17 protein-coding genes are annotated in these 17,729 nt (G+C 39.2%); 2 read left to right on the plus strand and 15 right to left on the minus strand.

Annotation, left to right across the window (positions count from 1 at the left end; genetic code table 11):
- Window positions 1-31 precede the first annotated feature (31 nt).
- The 10 genes from V2145_RS09380 to V2145_RS09425 form a co-directional block, all read right to left on the minus strand.
- On the minus strand, window positions 32-1,357 hold the full coding sequence (locus V2145_RS09380; protein ID WP_330987617.1) for a C40 family peptidase: 1,326 nt from the start codon (window positions 1,355-1,357) through the stop codon (window positions 32-34).
- A gap of 204 nt (window positions 1,358-1,561) precedes the next feature.
- Window positions 1,562-2,377, minus strand: a complete 816-nt coding sequence (locus V2145_RS09385) for a uroporphyrinogen-III synthase (protein WP_094910065.1) — start codon at window positions 2,375-2,377, stop codon at window positions 1,562-1,564.
- A 25-nt stretch (window positions 2,378-2,402) separates the two neighbouring features.
- Window positions 2,403-3,182, minus strand: coding sequence for an IclR family transcriptional regulator (locus V2145_RS09390; RefSeq protein ID WP_094910064.1), 780 nt, complete (start codon window positions 3,180-3,182; stop codon window positions 2,403-2,405).
- 157 nt (window positions 3,183-3,339) lie between these two features.
- Window positions 3,340-4,704 carry an acetyl-CoA carboxylase biotin carboxylase subunit gene (gene accC, locus V2145_RS09395; protein ID WP_330987618.1) on the minus strand — a complete coding sequence of 455 codons (1,365 nt, stop codon included), beginning with the start codon at window positions 4,702-4,704 and terminating at the stop codon, window positions 3,340-3,342.
- A gap of 21 nt (window positions 4,705-4,725) precedes the next feature.
- Entirely contained in the window at window positions 4,726-5,163 is a 438-nt protein-coding gene (accB, locus tag V2145_RS09400) for an acetyl-CoA carboxylase biotin carboxyl carrier protein (protein ID WP_094910062.1), read from the minus strand.
- A 22-nt stretch (window positions 5,164-5,185) separates the two neighbouring features.
- On the minus strand, window positions 5,186-6,169 hold the full coding sequence (locus V2145_RS09405; RefSeq protein WP_094910061.1) for a biotin-dependent carboxyltransferase family protein: 984 nt from the start codon (window positions 6,167-6,169) through the stop codon (window positions 5,186-5,188).
- A 2-nt stretch (window positions 6,170-6,171) separates the two neighbouring features.
- On the minus strand, window positions 6,172-6,921 hold the full coding sequence (gene pxpB / locus V2145_RS09410) for a 5-oxoprolinase subunit PxpB (protein WP_094910060.1): 750 nt from the start codon (window positions 6,919-6,921) through the stop codon (window positions 6,172-6,174).
- Between the two features lie 14 nt (window positions 6,922-6,935).
- The gene (locus V2145_RS09415; RefSeq protein ID WP_330987619.1) at window positions 6,936-7,721 is read right to left on the minus strand and encodes a putative hydro-lyase; all 786 of its coding nucleotides are present in this window, start codon (window positions 7,719-7,721) and stop codon (window positions 6,936-6,938) included.
- A gap of 56 nt (window positions 7,722-7,777) precedes the next feature.
- Window positions 7,778-9,007, minus strand: a complete 1,230-nt coding sequence (locus V2145_RS09420) for an NRAMP family divalent metal transporter (RefSeq protein WP_094910058.1) — start codon at window positions 9,005-9,007, stop codon at window positions 7,778-7,780.
- Between the two features lie 17 nt (window positions 9,008-9,024).
- Window positions 9,025-9,789: a LamB/YcsF family protein gene (locus tag V2145_RS09425; protein WP_094910057.1), complete on the minus strand. Its 765-nt coding sequence runs from the start codon at window positions 9,787-9,789 to the stop codon at window positions 9,025-9,027.
- 257 nt (window positions 9,790-10,046) lie between these two features.
- Between V2145_RS09425 and V2145_RS09430 the strand changes: the two genes are divergently transcribed.
- Complete coding sequence (locus V2145_RS09430; protein ID WP_330987620.1) at window positions 10,047-10,895, plus strand: C40 family peptidase; 849 nt, start codon at window positions 10,047-10,049, stop codon at window positions 10,893-10,895.
- 37 nt (window positions 10,896-10,932) lie between these two features.
- Here the strand turns inward: V2145_RS09430 and V2145_RS09435 are convergent, their stop codons facing one another.
- From V2145_RS09435 to V2145_RS09455, 5 genes are all read right to left on the minus strand, one after another.
- Window positions 10,933-11,304, minus strand: coding sequence for a GNAT family N-acetyltransferase (locus V2145_RS09435; protein ID WP_094910055.1), 372 nt, complete (start codon window positions 11,302-11,304; stop codon window positions 10,933-10,935).
- A 28-nt stretch (window positions 11,305-11,332) separates the two neighbouring features.
- On the minus strand, window positions 11,333-11,983 hold the full coding sequence (locus V2145_RS09440) for an MtnX-like HAD-IB family phosphatase (protein WP_094910054.1): 651 nt from the start codon (window positions 11,981-11,983) through the stop codon (window positions 11,333-11,335).
- A 21-nt stretch (window positions 11,984-12,004) separates the two neighbouring features.
- A complete protein-coding gene (locus V2145_RS09445; RefSeq protein ID WP_330987621.1) occupies window positions 12,005-15,205 on the minus strand; it encodes a DEAD/DEAH box helicase in 3,201 nt (1,066 codons plus the stop codon).
- A 126-nt stretch (window positions 15,206-15,331) separates the two neighbouring features.
- Window positions 15,332-15,967: a response regulator gene (locus V2145_RS09450; RefSeq protein ID WP_131886753.1), complete on the minus strand. Its 636-nt coding sequence runs from the start codon at window positions 15,965-15,967 to the stop codon at window positions 15,332-15,334.
- A 12-nt stretch (window positions 15,968-15,979) separates the two neighbouring features.
- A complete protein-coding gene (locus V2145_RS09455) occupies window positions 15,980-17,098 on the minus strand; it encodes a GAF domain-containing sensor histidine kinase (RefSeq protein ID WP_330987622.1) in 1,119 nt (372 codons plus the stop codon).
- 285 nt (window positions 17,099-17,383) lie between these two features.
- On the opposite strand from V2145_RS09455, the gene V2145_RS09460 reads away from it, so the two are divergent.
- Window positions 17,384-17,722: a hypothetical protein gene (locus tag V2145_RS09460; protein ID WP_025911084.1), complete on the plus strand. Its 339-nt coding sequence runs from the start codon at window positions 17,384-17,386 to the stop codon at window positions 17,720-17,722.
- Window positions 17,723-17,729: the final 7 nt, after the last annotated feature.

Consider the following 17,729-nt stretch of genomic DNA (forward strand, 5'->3'; position numbering starts at 1 on the left):
TAGTATGAATGATTTTTTAGAAAATTATACGTTAAATGCGAACAACACGTCCGTTAAATTTTTGTTTCCAATAACCTTGAGTCATATCTGCAATACCAACGCCTTTACTTTGAGCACCGATGAACTTACCATTTCCTACATAAATGCCAACATGTCCATCTGTTTTATAGGTATTGAAAAAGACAAGGTCGCCAGGCTGCATTTGTGCAGCAGAAATTTGTGTACCCGCACGCTTTAATGTTTCAGTGCTTACATAGCCACGAGGTCCTAGCTCAACACCTACTTGTGAGTATGCCCAGTGTACAAACGATGAACAGTCAAAGAATCCACGATTAATATCCGCTTGCGTACGACCTCCACCAAATACGTATGCAGAATTGCCAATCCATTTGTTTCCTACGGTTGCAACATTGGAATGAGATGCAGCAGGAGCTGACTTAGCCACTGGTGCTTCTACAGTAGCTTTTGATGTAGGATTTGGATTTTCATTATCTTGAGCGGGAGCGGCTTTTTCAGCAATCGTTTGGCTTGAAGCTGTAGATACCTGCTGTTCAGCTTTTTCAGCTGCTTCTTTTTGTTCTTGCTCTCTTTGCTTTTCAGCAGCAATGCTGTCTGTTAATGATTGTTCTTGAGTTGATAAATCCGTCTCTTGTTCAGTTAAAGATGCTACCTGTTGCTCATTTTCTGATTTCTTATCATTCAATTGAGCAGAAAGTGTCTCTTGCTCAGCTTTTTGTTCAACTAAGTATTCGTTAATACCGTTTAACTCTTCTTTCATCGCTTCAAGGTCTTTTAACTTACCTTTTATAGAAGATTGTTTCTCTGCTACTTCATCCTGCATTTCTTTTGTTTCTTTTAAAATATCACGGTCTGCGTTAATAATTGTTGACACGGCTACCGAGCGATCAACAAAGTCAGAAAAGCTTTTGGAACCAAGAAGGACTTGAACGTAATCAACACTTCCCCCAGCTTCTTGAAGTGCTTTTGCACGCTCCGCTAAAATTTGGTTTCGTTCTTCAAGCTTCTCATTTAACATATCAATGTCTTTTTGAAGGCTGTCTATTTTCTTAGTTGTCTGCTTAATGCTGTCTTCTGTGTCTGCTACTTTCTTTTCATTTTCCTTAGCTGCTAGTTTTAAACGCTCCAACTGAGCTGATAAGCTGCTTTGTTCTTTTTCCAAGCGTTTTTTTTCTTCGTTTGCACTGGAAATTTTCCCTTGCAGTTCTTCTTTCTCTTGTTGAATTGTTGTTTTTTGGCTTTCCATTTCATTTATCGTTGAGGCGAATGCTTCAGTTGAAAACACGCTTGATAATCCTAAAACAACTGCGGCATTGGCAAAAATAGCTTTTTTATTCACTTTAAACTCCTCCATTACTTCATCTGTCTAATCATCTATGTATATATCGAACTATTATTGTCGAAAAATAGCTAAAAATAGTCTTTTACTACGAAAATTATACCACGATGTATTTATATGAAATATTACAATTTCATTTCATAATTGGAAGACTTAGTGAAATACAAGAAAAAAATAGCACGCAAACGCGTACTATTTTCCTGATTATTTCTCTATAGTTTGCTCATAGTATTGCTCTAGGGCTACAATCGCACTCCCCATTCGTTCTTGTAGCGGAACGACCACGCGCTTCACACCTTGTTCGTTTAACGCTGCAGCCGTTACTTTTCCAACGGATAAAGCCACAACGTCTGTCTCAAATGCTTCTAAAACCTCTTGTTCCTTTCCTTTTTCACGCGCAAACGAAAAAAGGTTACGAGGCTGCGGGGCACTTGTAAAATTGACTGCGTCTACCTTCCTAGTTAGTATTTCATCTAACAGTTGCTCCATCACGTCAGGTTTAGGAGGAATGTGCTTATAAGGAAGAATATCCTTGGCATTTGCATTTTGTTCATTTAAAAAGTTCATTAAAGCTGGAGCCGGGTCTCCATGAAGCTGAAGCGCAACTTTACACCCATCAAACGAGTGGCTCTGCAATTCTCGAACGAGACCAGCTGTACTGCCATCATCATCACGAACAGTTGGTGTAAGGCCTAATTTCTTTAACATATTAATGGTTTTATAGCCGCGGGCTCCAATTTTAGCGTTTTTTAATGCAGCTAGAAATTGGGAAGCTAGCCCCATTTTATCAGCCGTATTGTACAAGATTTCCGTACCAATACCCGTAGTGAAAATAAACCAATCGTACGCACCTTGAACAAGTTCTTTTACATCTTCTTCAAGATGAGTGTCATCTAAAAAAATGGTTCCTTGTGCCGGTCTAATAAGAGCAATTCCACCTAAGTTTTCTACGATTTTTTTGATGTCCTCTACTTTTCGCTGACCAGCAAGAGCAACTCTTTTTCCTTCTAATCGTCTCATTCGTAAACTCCTCCGTTTATGTAAATTACTGCGCAAATGGAGATGTGTGCTGAGGAATATATCCTAGTTTTGCAGAAATCTCCGCTGCAGCCGCTGTTACTTTTTTTATTAAAAACGGCATTCTTTCTTCATTAAAATGTGCATCAATTCCCGCAACGCTAATTCCAGCTGCAATTTCGCCTTTATGGTTAAAGATTGGAGCTGAAACTGCTGTTGTATAGTCTTCTAGTTCAGAATGACTAATTGTATAGCCGTTTACACGTGCTTTATGAAGCTCTTCATTTAATTTTTCTTTGTCGGTAATTGTGCCTATCCCTATTGGTTGTAAATCAGTTATTTCTAAATAACGCTGCTGTTCTTCAGACGATAGAAAAGATAGAATGATGCGAGAACATGCACCAGCGTAAAGAGGTGATTTTCGTCCAATCGAGGTATACAGACGCACGGGATGCACAGCTTCAATCTTTTCAATATACATCGCTTGATCTCCATCGCGAACAATCAGGTTAACAGCTTCTTCCACTTCATCGCGAAGCGCTTGCATAATAGGTAGCGCAAGCCCTCTAACATCGAGCCGATCGGCTACAAGCTGACCAAACTGTAAAAAAAGAAGGCCAAGTTCATAGTGACCATATGGATCTTTCGTTAAAAAGCCCATTTCTTCTAAAGACCCAAGCATTCGGTGAAGTGATGTTTTAGGAATATTTGTCTTATCCATTAATTCGTTAAATGTAAGGCGAGGGTAATCAATGAACAGCGTTAGAATGCTCATCGATTTCATAACCGTTTTATTTTTATCTTGCATACTCACGCTCTCCTTTAATTTGAACATATTTTCACAATCTTTGTTTTATTATACAACAAACTAATGGAAAGCACCTTATTTTAGGATGTTTTTTCACGTTTAATTAGATATAAAAAAGAAAGAAAGCACCCTATAGAAAGGTGCCTTCTTTTACTATTTATGAAGTTGCTACCTGCTGTGGATGAATCTCATACATGTCCAAAAACTTCGTTGTAAAATCTCCTTCCACAAATTTTTCGTGTTCTAGAAGAGATAAGTGAAACGGTATTGTTGTTTGCACTCCTGTAATATAAAACTCACTGAGTGCACGCTTCATGCGCTGAATTGCTTCCGTACGGTTTTTTCCGTAAACAATAACTTTAGCAATCATCGAATCATAAAAAGGCGGAATGGTATACCCTGCATATACTGCGCTATCTACGCGCACCCCAAATCCTCCAGGTGGAATGTAGCCTGTTACAGTTCCGGGTGAGGGCATAAAGTCACGCCAAGGATTTTCCGCATTTATACGACACTCGATTGCACATCCAGAAAAAGTAATGTTTTCCTGTGTGAAGGGTAGTGGATAACCTGCCGCAACTGTAATTTGCTCTTTAATCAAATCTACGCCTGTTACTAACTCGGTTACTGGATGCTCAACCTGAATGCGCGTATTCATTTCCATAAAATAAAATGCACCGTGTTTATCAAGTAAAAACTCAACCGTACCCACACCATAGTAGTTCACTGCTTTGGCAGCTTTCACAGCAGCGTCTCCCACCTCGTTTCGTAGCTTTTCGCTAAGCGCTGGTGATGGTGACTCTTCAATGAGCTTTTGGTGGCGTCTTTGGATAGAGCAATCTCGTTCTCCTAAGTGAATAACATGCCCATGCCTGTCGGCTAAAATTTGAATTTCAACATGACGAGGGTCTTCAATAAACTTTTCTAAGTACACTCCTTTATCTCCAAACGCTTTTTCTGCTTCTTGCTGAGCTTGCCGGACTGCTTTGTGAAGTTCTTCTTCATTAAAAGCCGTTCGCATGCCTTTACCGCCTCCACCAGCAGACGCTTTCACGATGACAGGGTAACCAATTTCTTTTGCAATCTCAGCGGCCTCTTTACTGCCTTTAATTAAACCGTTGCTCCCTGGTACAATTGGTACGTTGGCTCGCTTCATAGTATCACGCGCCTTTGATTTAGCACCCATATCTAAGATTGCCTGAGATGAGGGACCAATAAACGTTAGCCCATACTCCAGGCAAGCATCTGCAAACTGTGCACTTTCAGATAAAAAGCCATATCCAGGATGAATTGCATCTGCATGCGAAACGTCCGCTGCGCTGATGATGCTTTTACTGTTTAAATAGCTGTCTTTAGGGCTTTTTCCACCGATGCAGTATGCTTCATCAGCCATCTGTACATGAAGAGCATCACGGTCTCCAGTAGAATACACGGCTACAGTTTTGATACCAAGTTCCTTACATGCGCGAATCACACGAACAGCAATCTCTCCTCTGTTAGCAATCAACACTTTTTTAAACATGATCTCACTCCTTATTAGCCCTTATTGTTTGATTAAAAATAGAGGCTGGTCGTATTCGACAATGTCCCCGTCTTTCACAAGAACCTCTACAATTTCTCCTTCGATTCCCGCTTCTACTTCATTAAAAAGCTTCATTGCCTCTACGATACAGACGATATCGTTAGCATTGACTTTATTCCCTGCAGAAACAAAAGGTGAAGCTCCTTGTTCATGAGAAGAATAAAATGTTCCAACCATAGGAGAACGAACTTCATGAACTGATTTTGATACCTCTTCATTTTTTAATGGAGACGTGGGTTCTATCTCATTGGATTTGCTAGGGGGTATTACTTTTGTTTCCTCTTTCGTTAGTGATTTATCGAGAACAATCTTTGTTCCATCATGTTCCACATGTAGTTTTTGAATGCCGCCTTCATTCATTAAAGATATAACCTCTTTTAACTCCGCAGTGTTAATCATTCTTTTCTCTCCTTTTGCTTTTTTAAGCTTCTTTTTGATAAAGTGCAATTGAACACGCTAACTGCTTCATAGTTTTTTCGTTCTCTAAATAAATTTGTTCAGCTTCTTCTAGCGTAATATATTGAAAATAAATGCTTTCCCCAGGCTTTACCTGAGCTAGAATTGGCAAGTCAGCCGTGATGACCTGAGCAATTTTTGGATAGCCACCCGTTGTTTGTCGATCTGCTAATAGAATGATTGGATTTCCATCTGGCGGTACTTGAATGGATCCATTCGTTACGGCTTCTGATAGCAACTCTACTTTTTCACTAAGTGCAAGCTCAGGACCTGCAATTCGATAGCCCATACGATCTGATTGAGTACTAACTTTAAAGGCTTGCTGACTAAATGCTTGTTGACTTTCTTTAGTAAACAAATCAAATTGACTGCCTTTTATTACACGGATAATGGGCTTTTTTTCAAACGATAAGCGCTCGTGAAAATTCACATACCAGTTTGGCATATGTACATGACTTGCCACCTTTACATGCTGTTGTTGAGAAGTAGTGAATTTAACTACATCGTTTGCTTGTAATGCGCGCCCTTTGTAACCACCTAACTCGCCACGTAAATATGTACTTTTACTATTCATAACAGGAGATACTGAAAATCCACCTTTTACTGCTAAATAAGCTCGACATCCTTTTTTACAGGGTCCAAATTGAAGGGTGTTTCCTTTTGATACGTAGATCGGCTTCCACATGTGTACAGGCTCATTGTTAATGTTGGGTGCCAAATCGCCACCAGTGATAGCGATTACACAATCTTTTTCAAATTCAAGTGTTGGACCCATTAAAGTCATTTCTAAACAAGCTTCTTTTTCATCGTTTGCAACTAACAGATTTGCTACGCGTAAAGAATACGTATCCATAGCTCCGCTCACTAAGACACCGTGTTTTTGGAAACCAGTTCGTCCTAAGTCTTGTATAGTCGTTAGTAAACCTGGTTTTAAGACCTTTATGCTCATGCTTATCTCTCCTTTGTAAAATTTAAGAATTCACGCTCTGTGATAGGGATGAACTTGACGATATTGCCTGCTTCAAGTAAACTAGGCGGATTTTGCTCTGGTAAGAACAAAGGCTTTGGTGTTTGACCAATTAGCTGCCATCCTCCAGGCGTAGAGATTGGATAAACGCCTGTTTGCATTCCTGCAATCCCAACAGATCCTTTTGGAATACTGGAGCGAGGAGAAGACCTTCTCGGCGCCTTAATTTTCTCTGACATGCCGCCTAAGAATGGGAATCCTGGCGCAAATCCGACCATATATACGAGGTATTCGCCACTCGAATGAATGGATACAACTTCATCAGGAGTCAAATTATTAATCTTCGCTACGTCCTGTAAATCTGGTCCGTATTTACCACCATAACAAACTGGTATTTCTACAGTTGAAGAAGTTTGATCTTTATCGTCTGGTAAACTAGCAAGCTTTTTTTCTACTAAACCCGAGACAATTTTAAAAGGAGATGTTAAAGATGAACCTTGCATTTGATACGTTTGATAGACAATAAGCGGGTCGTAAAAAATCGTTAAGTTTGTAAATGCAGGGACACTTTCGATAAAGCCTTCAAACGGCGTATCTTCAAGTGCCATCATAAGCGTCATAATTTGTTTATGAGTACCGACGCTCATTTCTGAACCGAATGTTACAACAATTGCGGAATCCCCAAGCGGTGTAAGCTCTGCGATTGTCTTCTTTTTATTTACTACTTTAATCATGTTCTTCACCTCGTTTATAAAATTCCCAGCTGATCATCACGTATATCCGTAATGAGCATATGTCCTGGAGCGTGCGTAATCATAATGGATGGCTTAACCTCCATCGCAACGGCTTGTGGTGTAACTCCACAGGCCCAAAAAACAGGTACTTCTCCTTCAAGAATGGTTACTGCATCACCAAAGTCTGGCTGGTCAATCTGTTGAATGCCAATTTCTTTTGGACTCCCAATATGAAGAGGGCCTCCATGAACAGAAGGAAAACGAGAAGTCACCTGCACCGCGCGAGGTACGTCCCGATAAGGCATAGGGCGCATACTTACAACCGTTACTCCTTTAAATAAACCCGCTGATTTGCATTCAATATTGGTTTTATACATAGGAACATTACAGTTCTCTTCAATATGCCGGACTGGTATACCGTTGTTTAACAAAGCGTCTTCAAACGTAAAGCTGCAACCAATCAAGAAACCTACCATATCTTCTTCCCAAAGCGATGTAATATCTGTTACCTCTTCTGTTAACACACCTTCGCGATACACGCGGTATTTAGGTAAATCTGTACGAATATCTGCTCCTTTGGCAACGGTTAGATACGGCGAACCGATTTCTGTTACGTCTAACAGTGGACACGACTTTGGGTTACGCTGACAAAATAGTAAAAAGTCATACGCATGTTCCTGTTTTAAGATTGCTAGATTTGCCTGAGCATATCCATTTGCCATCCCTGCTGTTGGTCCAGTGATTTTCATTTCACGAATGAGCTTACGGATTTTTTCTGGTGTTTCAGCTGCATAACTCATATTTGGTCTCCTTTCAACAATACGGAGGTGAATAAGACCATTCACCTCCAGCTCCGTTATTTAAATAATAAAGGCAGTTGGTTAATTAATGTGTATCCTCCCATTAGTGCCATCACAATTACCACAAGACTACCTGAAATCGTTAACCAAAGAGGATGTTTGTAATCTCCTACAATATCTTTTCGGTAAGCAGCAACCAAGAGCGTTCCAAGAGCAATTGGCAAAATGAGTCCATTTATTGCGCCAACTAATAGCAATACTTTAACGGGCTTTCCAATAACTACAAAGCAAAGTGTCGATAAAATAATAAAACCAATAATCACCCATTTATGATGCTGCTCTAATCGTTTGCTAAATGTACGAATAAACGATACAGATGTGTAGGCTGCTCCAATAACAGAGGTAATAGCCGCTGACCACATAACAACTCCAAAAATTTTATAGCCAATGTTTCCTGCCGCTAACTGAAAGACTGAAGCGGGTGGGTTGCTTGGATCAATTTGAAGCCCTTGTGATACAACGCCAAGAACTGCTAAAAAAAGCGCAATACGCATAACAGATGTGATTAAAATGCCAACTACTGAGCTTTTGGTTACCTGTGGTAGCGCATCAACACCTTTTATTCCTGCGTCTAATAATCGGTGACCTCCAGCAAACGTAATATACCCACCTACAGTTCCACCTACTAACGTAACAATCGCTACAATATCAATCGTATCGGGCATTACCGTTTTTACTACAGCTTCACCAACAGGAGGGGCTGTTTTAAACGCTACAAAAAACATTAAGCCAATCATGACAAAACCTGCGTACTGTGTGAAACGATCCATAGCCTTTCCAGCTTCTTTAATTAAAAAGATTGCTACTGCAATGATTGCACTTACAATCGCTCCGTATTCAGGTGCTATGCCAAACAAGGCATTTAATCCTAATCCAGCCCCTGCAATGTTTCCCACGTTAAAAGCAAGACCTCCCATCACAATGAGCCCAGCAATTACATAGCCAAGTCCTGGTAGCACCATGTTAGCAATGTCTTGTCCTCTTTTTTCAGATACAGCGATAATTCGCCATACGTTGGTTTGTGCAAAAATATCTAAAATAATTGAAACTAAAATAACAAACCCAAAGCTAGCTGCTAATGTTTGAGTAAAAACAGTAGTTTGAGTTAAAAAACCAGGACCGATAGCAGACGTGGCCATTAAGAAGGCCGCTCCCATCATAAGCGTCCAGTTTAGTTTAGGGACAGGCGAAAGTTGCTGTTTTTTTGCTTGTTTTATTGGCTCCATAGTAGTTCCCCTCTCAATTATCGGTATGACACAGCGGTACGCGTAATATCTGCTTGTTTAAACGCTGAATTGAGTGCGTATGCAAACTGCAATGCATGGGTACCATCTCCATGAATGCAAACCGTATCAGCTTGAATAGGTACTACTGTTCCTTGCTGAGACTGCACTTCTTTATGCTCAATCATTCGAATAACTTGATTAATCGCTACTTCGTCTTCTTCGATTAAAGCACCGTTCATTGTTCGAGGAGTTAAAGAGCCATCTTCTTGATATGTACGATCAGCAAATACTTCATTAGCTGTTTGAAGGCCTAATTCTTTTCCTGCTTTTATCAGCTCACTTCCAGATAAGCCAAATAAAACAAGTTCAGGATTCACTGCATATACAGCTTCAGCAATTGCTTTTGATAATGCGGCATCTTTCGCCGCCATATTATAAAGAGCACCATGTGGCTTTACATGTTGCATAGTGCACCCCTCAGCTTTTACAAATCCGTAGAGTGCACCAATTTGATATACGACTAAATCATAGGCTTCATTAGGCGTAATTTGAATATTTCGACGTCCAAACCCGCGTAAATCTTGCAAACCAGGATGAGCACCAATGGCCACATCATGATGCAACGCAAGTTTTACGGTTTCTCGCATAACGGTTGGATCTCCAGCATGGAAGCCACATGCGATATTAGCCGAAGAAACAAACTTTAAAATCTCTTTATCGTTTCCAATCTTATAGACTCCATAACTTTCACCTAAATCACAGTTCACGTCAATGCGTTTCATTTCTTCATCCCCTTATCTATCTTGTTGTACCGAAAAACGGAACTTAAATTCCGTTTTTCGGTTAAATTGATTTTATCATTTAAAAGTCTGCTGCACAAGATAGTTGTCAGAACATTTAACATATTAGGTCAATTCTATTAATTAAAAAGTTCTTGGATAGGTATTTCACTACAGGAAAAAAGAATCTCGAAATCCAGAGTTTTCTAAGTCATAATTCAAAAGGTAGTCTTTTTATAAAAACGAAGAGGAGGAAAAAAATGAAAAAGCGTCAACTAATTGCGGCTGCAATTATAGGTATCAGCTTACTTTGGACTTCACCTACTAAGTTTAACGCAGCGGAAATGGATACTACTAAAGTGGTGGAGGCTGCTCATGAATTAACAGGAATTAACTATGTTAGCGGTGGTGAAACCAAAACAGAAGGATTCGATAGCTCAGGGTTCATTTACTATGTAGTAGAAACAGCTTTAAATGTAGATATGCCACGCACGCTAGAAGGACAAAGTGCACTAGGAACAGAAGTAAATAAAAGTGATTTAAAAGCGGGAGACCTTTTGTTTTTCTCTACAAACTCTCCTTCCCTTACAAGCGCTGCAATTTATATTGGAGATGGACAGATGATATTTCCTTCTACTTCAAAAGGTGAAGTTGTTAAGGAAAGCTTCAAAGATAGTGCATTTTGGAATGAACATTTTGTGAAAGCAAAAAGACTCAGTGCCTCTACCTTTTCATTTTCAGACTATAAAATTGTCTCTGAGAGCCGGGAACAACTAGGTGTTTCGTACCAATTTGGAGCAGAAAGTCCAGAAGATGGTTTTGACTGTTCGGGCTTTATTCAATATGTATTTAAAGAAGCGTATAACGCAGCACTCCCACGCTCTACGGATCAACAATGGAAGTTTGGTACATATGTCAAAAAAGAGGATCTACAAGTTGGAGACGTTGTCTTTTTTGAAGATACATATCGCAGCGGAATTTCGCATGCGGGTGTTTACATTGGTAAAAACCGCATGATCCATGCCAAACATAAAGAAGGGGTTACCGTTGATTATTTAACGGACAAATATTGGCAAGATAAATACGCCGGTGCTAAAAGAATGTGCTAATAAAAAAGACCATCTTCAAGCCTGAAGATGGTCTTTTTCATGACAATATCGTTTTGACAAAAGTAGTGGGGTCGCTTTCAGCCGTTTTAAACCCTAATCGTTCCCAAAACTGGTTGTATCTTTTGTCCTCAGAGACGTTTAGCTCTACTTGAGTTGCATGACACTTCTCTTCAAGTAAGAGATAAGCTTGCGTTCCGAAACTATACCCTTGATAGTCGTTGTGAATAACGAAAGTATGAATGTGACAAGTGCTCTTAATGGTTTCAGTGTGCACATAGCCAATGTACGTGTCCTCTAACTTAATTAGAAACTGCTCCCCAACTGACTTTATGTTTTTCGTCTTCGTTGATTTTAACATTTCTTCAACGATATAGTGTGTATCTGCTACGACCGTTTCAAATGTAATCATGCTGTTAACTCTCCTCTTGTAGATATGTTTAGTTCCACAAACCTTTTTGATTAAAATACGATGTAATTTCTTGAAAAGACGCTACTTTCACGTGCGGAACGTTCTTTTTGTCCAACAAATCTTGGAGAGCAGATTTTGCAAACGTGATGTCTGCGTAAGCTGCTGGGTGTGAATCCGGTTCACTATCACCAGCAAAATAGACCTGCTCGTATCTTTTCTTGAAATCCTGAATAACTAACGATTTGTCAATTCCGTAACGATCAGAATAGCTCCAGTGCTTAGGATCAATTTGCAAATGAACATTTTTTTGCTGGAACACACCGGTGTTTGAAAGCACCTCGACATTCTCTACACCATGCTTTTTCAGAAGAGGTCGAATGTAGTAATCTGAACCTGCACTTAAAATATAAAAATCTCCGCCTCTTTTTTGCACTTCTTCAATAAAAGCAGGAACTCCAGGATCAATTTCAATTTCATCGATGTCTTGTAAAATAACGTCTTCGTTTTGGTTAATTGAGCTGAAGACAGTAGACAAAAAGTCAATGTCCTTCAGCTTACCCGCTTTCCATTCTGTATAGAGCTTTCTACCTTCAGGAAAATATTTTTCAATCACAATCCAATAAAAATCCTTTTGAGAAATGGTACCATCAAAATCCGATACAAAAGCAAAACGTTTCATTTTATCTTCCTTTCATATGAGCTACATCTCTAAAAGTTCTCGTAGTTCCTCTTCAGATAGACTTGTTAGCATCGTTTCACCCGGTTGAATGACCTGGCTAATCAATTCTCTTTTCTTTTGCTGCATCTCATAGATTTTTTCTTCAATTGTGCCTTGGGCAATTAAGCGAATCACTTGTACAACATTCTTTTGACCAAGACGATGAGCCCGTCCTGCAGCCTGTTCTTCAACAGCTGGATTCCACCACAAATCGTATAGAATGACGGTATCTGCTCCCGTTAAATTTAGCCCTGTCCCACCAGCTTTTAACGAGATTAGAAAAATATCGTGCTCGCCTTCATTAAAACGATTGGCCATTTCTACTCTCTCTTTCCCGTCTGTTTGACCATCCAAATAGAAAAAGGAAATGCGCTCTTCTACGAGCTTTTCTCTAATGATATGAAGCATGCTGGTAAACTGTGAAAAAATCAGCATCCTTTTCCCATTAGCTAATGCTTGATGCACGGTTTCTAGCAGCTGCTCGAGCTTGCTGGACTCCGCTTCGTAATTTTCAATAAAGAGCGCAGGATGACAGCAAATTTGACGTAAACGCGTTAATCCAGCTAAGATTTTCATGCGATTTCGCTGAAAATCCTCCGTTGTTAACGAGCTTTTCAACTGCTCTAAATAGCCAACGTACAGCTCTTTTTGCTCTTTTGACAACTCTGAGCGCTGCGTGGTTTCAATTTTATCGGGAAGTTCTTTTAGAACATCCTTCTTCACGCGTCGGAGAATAAACGGACGCACTAATTTACTAATACGCTCTGAAGACATCTTTTTAAAACCTTGCTGGCTTGGTAACAAGCCTGGTAATATCGTTTGAAAGATAGACCACAGTTCTTCAAGTGAGTTTTCAATAGGTGTACCGCTTAACGCAAAGCGCTTTGGAGCAGCTATTGTTCGTACCGCTGCAGCTGCTTTCGTAGCATAGTTTTTAATTGTTTGAGCTTCGTCTAAAATTAGAGCATGAAACTCTTTTTCTTTATATAAAGGCATATCTTGTCTAAGCGTTGGATAAGACGTAATAAAAATATCCGCGCTTTCTTGAAGCAAATCGCTTCTCTCTTTTGGAGTTCCAACAATCGTTTGCACCTTTAAAGAAGGCGCAAACTTCTCAAATTCATTCTTCCAATTGTAAACTAAGGAAGCGGGTACAACAATTAGCGATGGCTGTAATACATCGTTTTGTTCTTTTTCTGAAAGTAGATAAGCAATCGTTTGAAGCGTCTTTCCAAGTCCCATATCATCAGCAAGTATCCCTCCTAATGAATACGCGGATAGGGATTTAAACCATCGAAATCCTGTATACTGATAGTCTCGAAGCTCTGCATACAAACTAGAAGGTAGACGCCAATTACTTTCATCAGGTGCTCCAATACGTTTAACAAGCGTTTGAAAAGCTTCGCTTAATCGACCTTTAGCCTGCTGTGATTGACCAAGAATTTCTTCAACCTGCATTCCTTTATAAAGCGGGACGTGAAGGCGATTTTCTTCTAGCTCTTCTTTTTTTACATTAAGCTCTGTAAACAAGTCTCGAATTTGCTGAAATCCATCTTGCTCAAGCGAAAGAAATGCCCCGTTATTTAAGCGGTAATATTTTTTCTTTTCAAGTACAGATCTCAGGACTTCTTGTACCGTTTTATCATCAATTCCAGCTAAGTCAAAGTTAATTTCTAATAGGTTGCTTTGCTGTTCTAAATCAATACTTGTTACCAAGTTTGAAGCATCATAGAGCGTTTCTTGTTTTGCTTCTTCACTTATACGAATGTCTACAAGTCCTTCAAGTTGAGGAAGAATACGAAACAGGAATTCAAACATCGCTTCTTCATCTTGCTGAAGATAGAGCTGATTTTTATAAATATTAATGGGTGCGTGTTCAATAATATCCATAATAATTGCTTCTTTTTCCATGTCTCGTACCAGAATAAACTTTGGTTTTTCATCGGTATTCTGGAAGGGGTTAATCGCAAAATCACCGTAATGATATTCAAGCGTTACAAGAATCTGTTCGCTTTCTTTCTCTACCCACAGCTTTGCCTGTAAAGGTGGAGACATAACTTGATTTTCTACCGCTTGTGAAATTTTCACTTCTCCTACTTTGCGTAAGCCAGGTACTACTTGTGACAAAAACGTTCCCATCTGTTCGTCATCAACCGATAGAATCGGCTGAATTGGCATATTTTCCAGCAACCCTTCTACAAGCTTTCGCTGCTTCTTCGTGAGTTCGTAAAAATGACCACTCGCAAAAATCCAACGATAACGATTGAAAAAAGAAGCTTCGTCTAGCTCTCGAAAATTAATTTGAAACTCTTTGGCTTGGTTTTCATCAATAAAAAAAGAAAATGGAAGACCTTCTTTTTTCAATAATACATCTCTATATGTCTCATCTTCATGAACAAAAGTCCAATCTCTTCCTTTCAACGCGTGTAAAAGCGGCTTTGCTACAGACGTCGGGATAACAAGCTCTTTATTAGTAACCGTTCGTCTCGGAGAAGCGTAGGTTTGTTTATAAAAACGTTCGCTTTCAACAATTTGCTGTAAAAGATTAAGAACAATTTCATCTTCTCTCGTAAAATAATGTACGATTGGATCATATGAAAATCGTTTGGTAAACTCATGAGGTTCATCTTCGGCTACATCTTCTAAAAAAGATTGCAAATCTTTTACAACGTAGGTACGATCAACTCCTACCTTCACCTCAATTGTTAAGTAAAGCTCCTCGTCTCGAGAAAAGCGTTCTGAATGAGACTTACAAATATATTCAACCGATAACTGTTCCTTCTCATCCTTGCTGTCACTCTCGATAACGGATTGATGAAAATCTGCGAAGGATTGAATAAAAGAATTGACGCGCTGGTGTTCATAGCTTTTCCGCCGAGATGTTGATGCAACGTCAGTCTTTGTTGCTTGCTGTTCACAAATGGCTAAAAGAACCGCTACCTCATGCTTACATTCACCAAATTCATGATAAGCTAGGCATTCACAAGAAGAAGCGTATCCTTGTTCTTTCATTTGAATCATAACCGTATATGATTCCGTTCCTTCAACAAATCCTATCCATGTTTTCGTTTGTTCATTGTATTCTAAGTCTGTAACTCGCTGTTGTTGATAATATGTATGACCTCTATAGTAGGTTCGACTTGAATACGCATCTTTTAAATACGCTTCATTTAACATTCGCATCTTTTAACTCTTCCTATCGCTAATTTTTTCCTCATAAAATAAATCATGCTCAAAAATACTTGAGCATGATTTATTTAATCTCTCCATTATACCATGTACATCCATTCGGTACTACCTAACCTATTTCTAAACATGATGCTCTACAGCATATAGAGCAGCTTGGGTACGATCTTGAACCTGAAGTTTTGATAGGATGTTTGAGACATGCGTTTTAACCGTCTTTTCTGTTATATGTAGAGCAGCTGCGATTTCTTTATTGCTTTTTCCTGAAGAAATTTCTTTTAATACTTCACGCTCTCGCTTGGTTAATAAATCTAACAACAAAGGCTCTTTTTTTACCGGTTGCGTTAATTTATTTAATAAGTGCGCTGTTATTTTGGGACTTAGCTGATGTTGACCGTTTAGTACATTTCGAATTCCCACTATCAGCTCATCCGGGTCACTTTCTTTTAGCTGGTAACTTTCCGCCCCTGCTTCTAAAGCTGGTATGACGTGATCTTGATCTGAAAAGCTCGTTAGAATCATTACTTTCACGTTTGGCTGCTCTTGCTTAATTTGTTTAGTAGCCTGAATGCCATCAAGCCCCGGCATTGATAAATCCATCACCACAAGGTCAGGCTGTAGTTCTTTCACTTTTCGGACGGCTTCCTGCCCACTTGACGCTTCTCCCACAATTTCTATATCAGGTTGGGTCTGTAAAAATAACGCTAACCCTTTGCGAACGACATGATGGTCATCTGCAATTAAAATACGTATCCTCATCGTTCTCTCTCCTTAAAAAGGAACAGCAATTTGAATCGTTGTTCCTTCTCCTAGTTTACTAGTTACATGAAATGTACCAGATTGCTTCTCAACTCGCTGCTTCATTGCTTTTAAGCCAATTGTAGGAAGCATTGCTGATTCATACTCTTCGTAGCAAAAACCCATCCCTTTATCACTAACGGTCATAGTAACCTTTTCTTTTTGAATCGATAAAAGGAGTTTTACATCATGTACACCTGCATGCTTTCTGCAGTTGTTCATGGCCTCTTGCCCAGCTCTAAACAGCATTTCCTCCACGGAAGCTGGTAAAAAAGCCGTGCCTTCTCGAATTGCGTTTACGCTTAAACCAATCATTTCACCATAGCTTGTTAACGCACAAACAAGTCCTTGCTGCAACCCATCAGGACGAAGCTGTAAAATCAGCGCTTTCATCTCCGCTTGCGCTTGGCTAGCCGTTTGTTGAATTAGTTCAAACATATCCCCCGATGCCCCGTGGCCAATTTTTGTTCCTGCTTTAGCAGTGAGCTGAATTGAGAATAAAAGCTGATTAACAGAATCATGAAGATCTTGTGCTAAGCGATTTCTTTCATCTCTAAGTCGCATCTCTTGTTCTTTCTTTATTAAGTCTAATCGTTTCAGAGCCGTCCCAATTTGAAGCGCGACAGCACCTAATATATCTAGCTCTTGTTGATTAAAATACTGTTTTCCCGGTGCCGCAACGTTCAATATGCCAAACTGTTCTTTCCCTGAATAAAGAGGAACGGTTGCATGATGAGTGATGTTATTCGTTTCGCCCCAATCGTGAACGGTAGCTTCATCCAGCCTTTTGCACTCCATTGTATTTGTTGCTTTTGTTAGTTTGCCGTTACAATAGCGGCTAACACACCAACAGCTGCCATTACGCATAGGTTCAATTTGATGATTCGTTAACCCGTCAGGTAAATTATGAGCAGCCATGAGTTCATAATTTCCACACTCGTCAATTAAAAAAATCCACCCCGTATGCAGTTGAGTTGCTTTAAGCAGTTGGACCAGAGTACCTTGAAGCATTTGCTTTACGTCTGTACTTTCATTTAGAATTTCTGCAATGTCTTTTAATATTTTTAGTTCATTCAACTGTTCGTTTGTCATCTTCATCACCTAATTTAGATATATAGCTATTGTACCATATAGCAATGGTAGTTCATTCCAACTACCGCTTGATTTTTGAAAAATATAAAAATAGTTTGTTAGATTCTTTAACAATTCCCTAGCGTTCGATTTTCATTCGAACTATACTACAATTAATACAAGAACTCGCAAAAAAATGTCAGAAATTGAGGATGAATTTCATAAAAAAATATTATTGAAAACGCTTCCAAAAATAGATTGTTAGTGCTAAAATGAATTTATTAAAAGGATAGGGATGTGACCGTCGTGAATAAATTGTTTTTAGAAGAATTAAAATACATTATCCAATGCGAAGTACCTCTGACAACATATCGCTTAACGCAATTAGAAGAAAAATTCTCAAAGCGATCAGAGCTTATTATTGAAATGTATCAACTGCTCTTCGAAAAGCGTCATGTTCTTTTATTTATAGACAATCTGGAAGCGGCCGTATACGAATACCTTGTGAATCGTGAAATTTCTAATGCAAAAACACGTTACGGTGCAGTTTTATTTGTGGCAAATTTATTTGGTGAAACACCTACATATATAAAATGTAAGATTGCGAAATATCAGCAGTCCTCTATTTCGAATATGAGTGCGTAGTAATAGG

Source organism: Priestia sp. GS2 (assembly GCF_036409025.1).
Classification (GTDB): domain Bacteria; phylum Bacillota; class Bacilli; order Bacillales; family Bacillaceae_H; genus Priestia; species Priestia aryabhattai_A.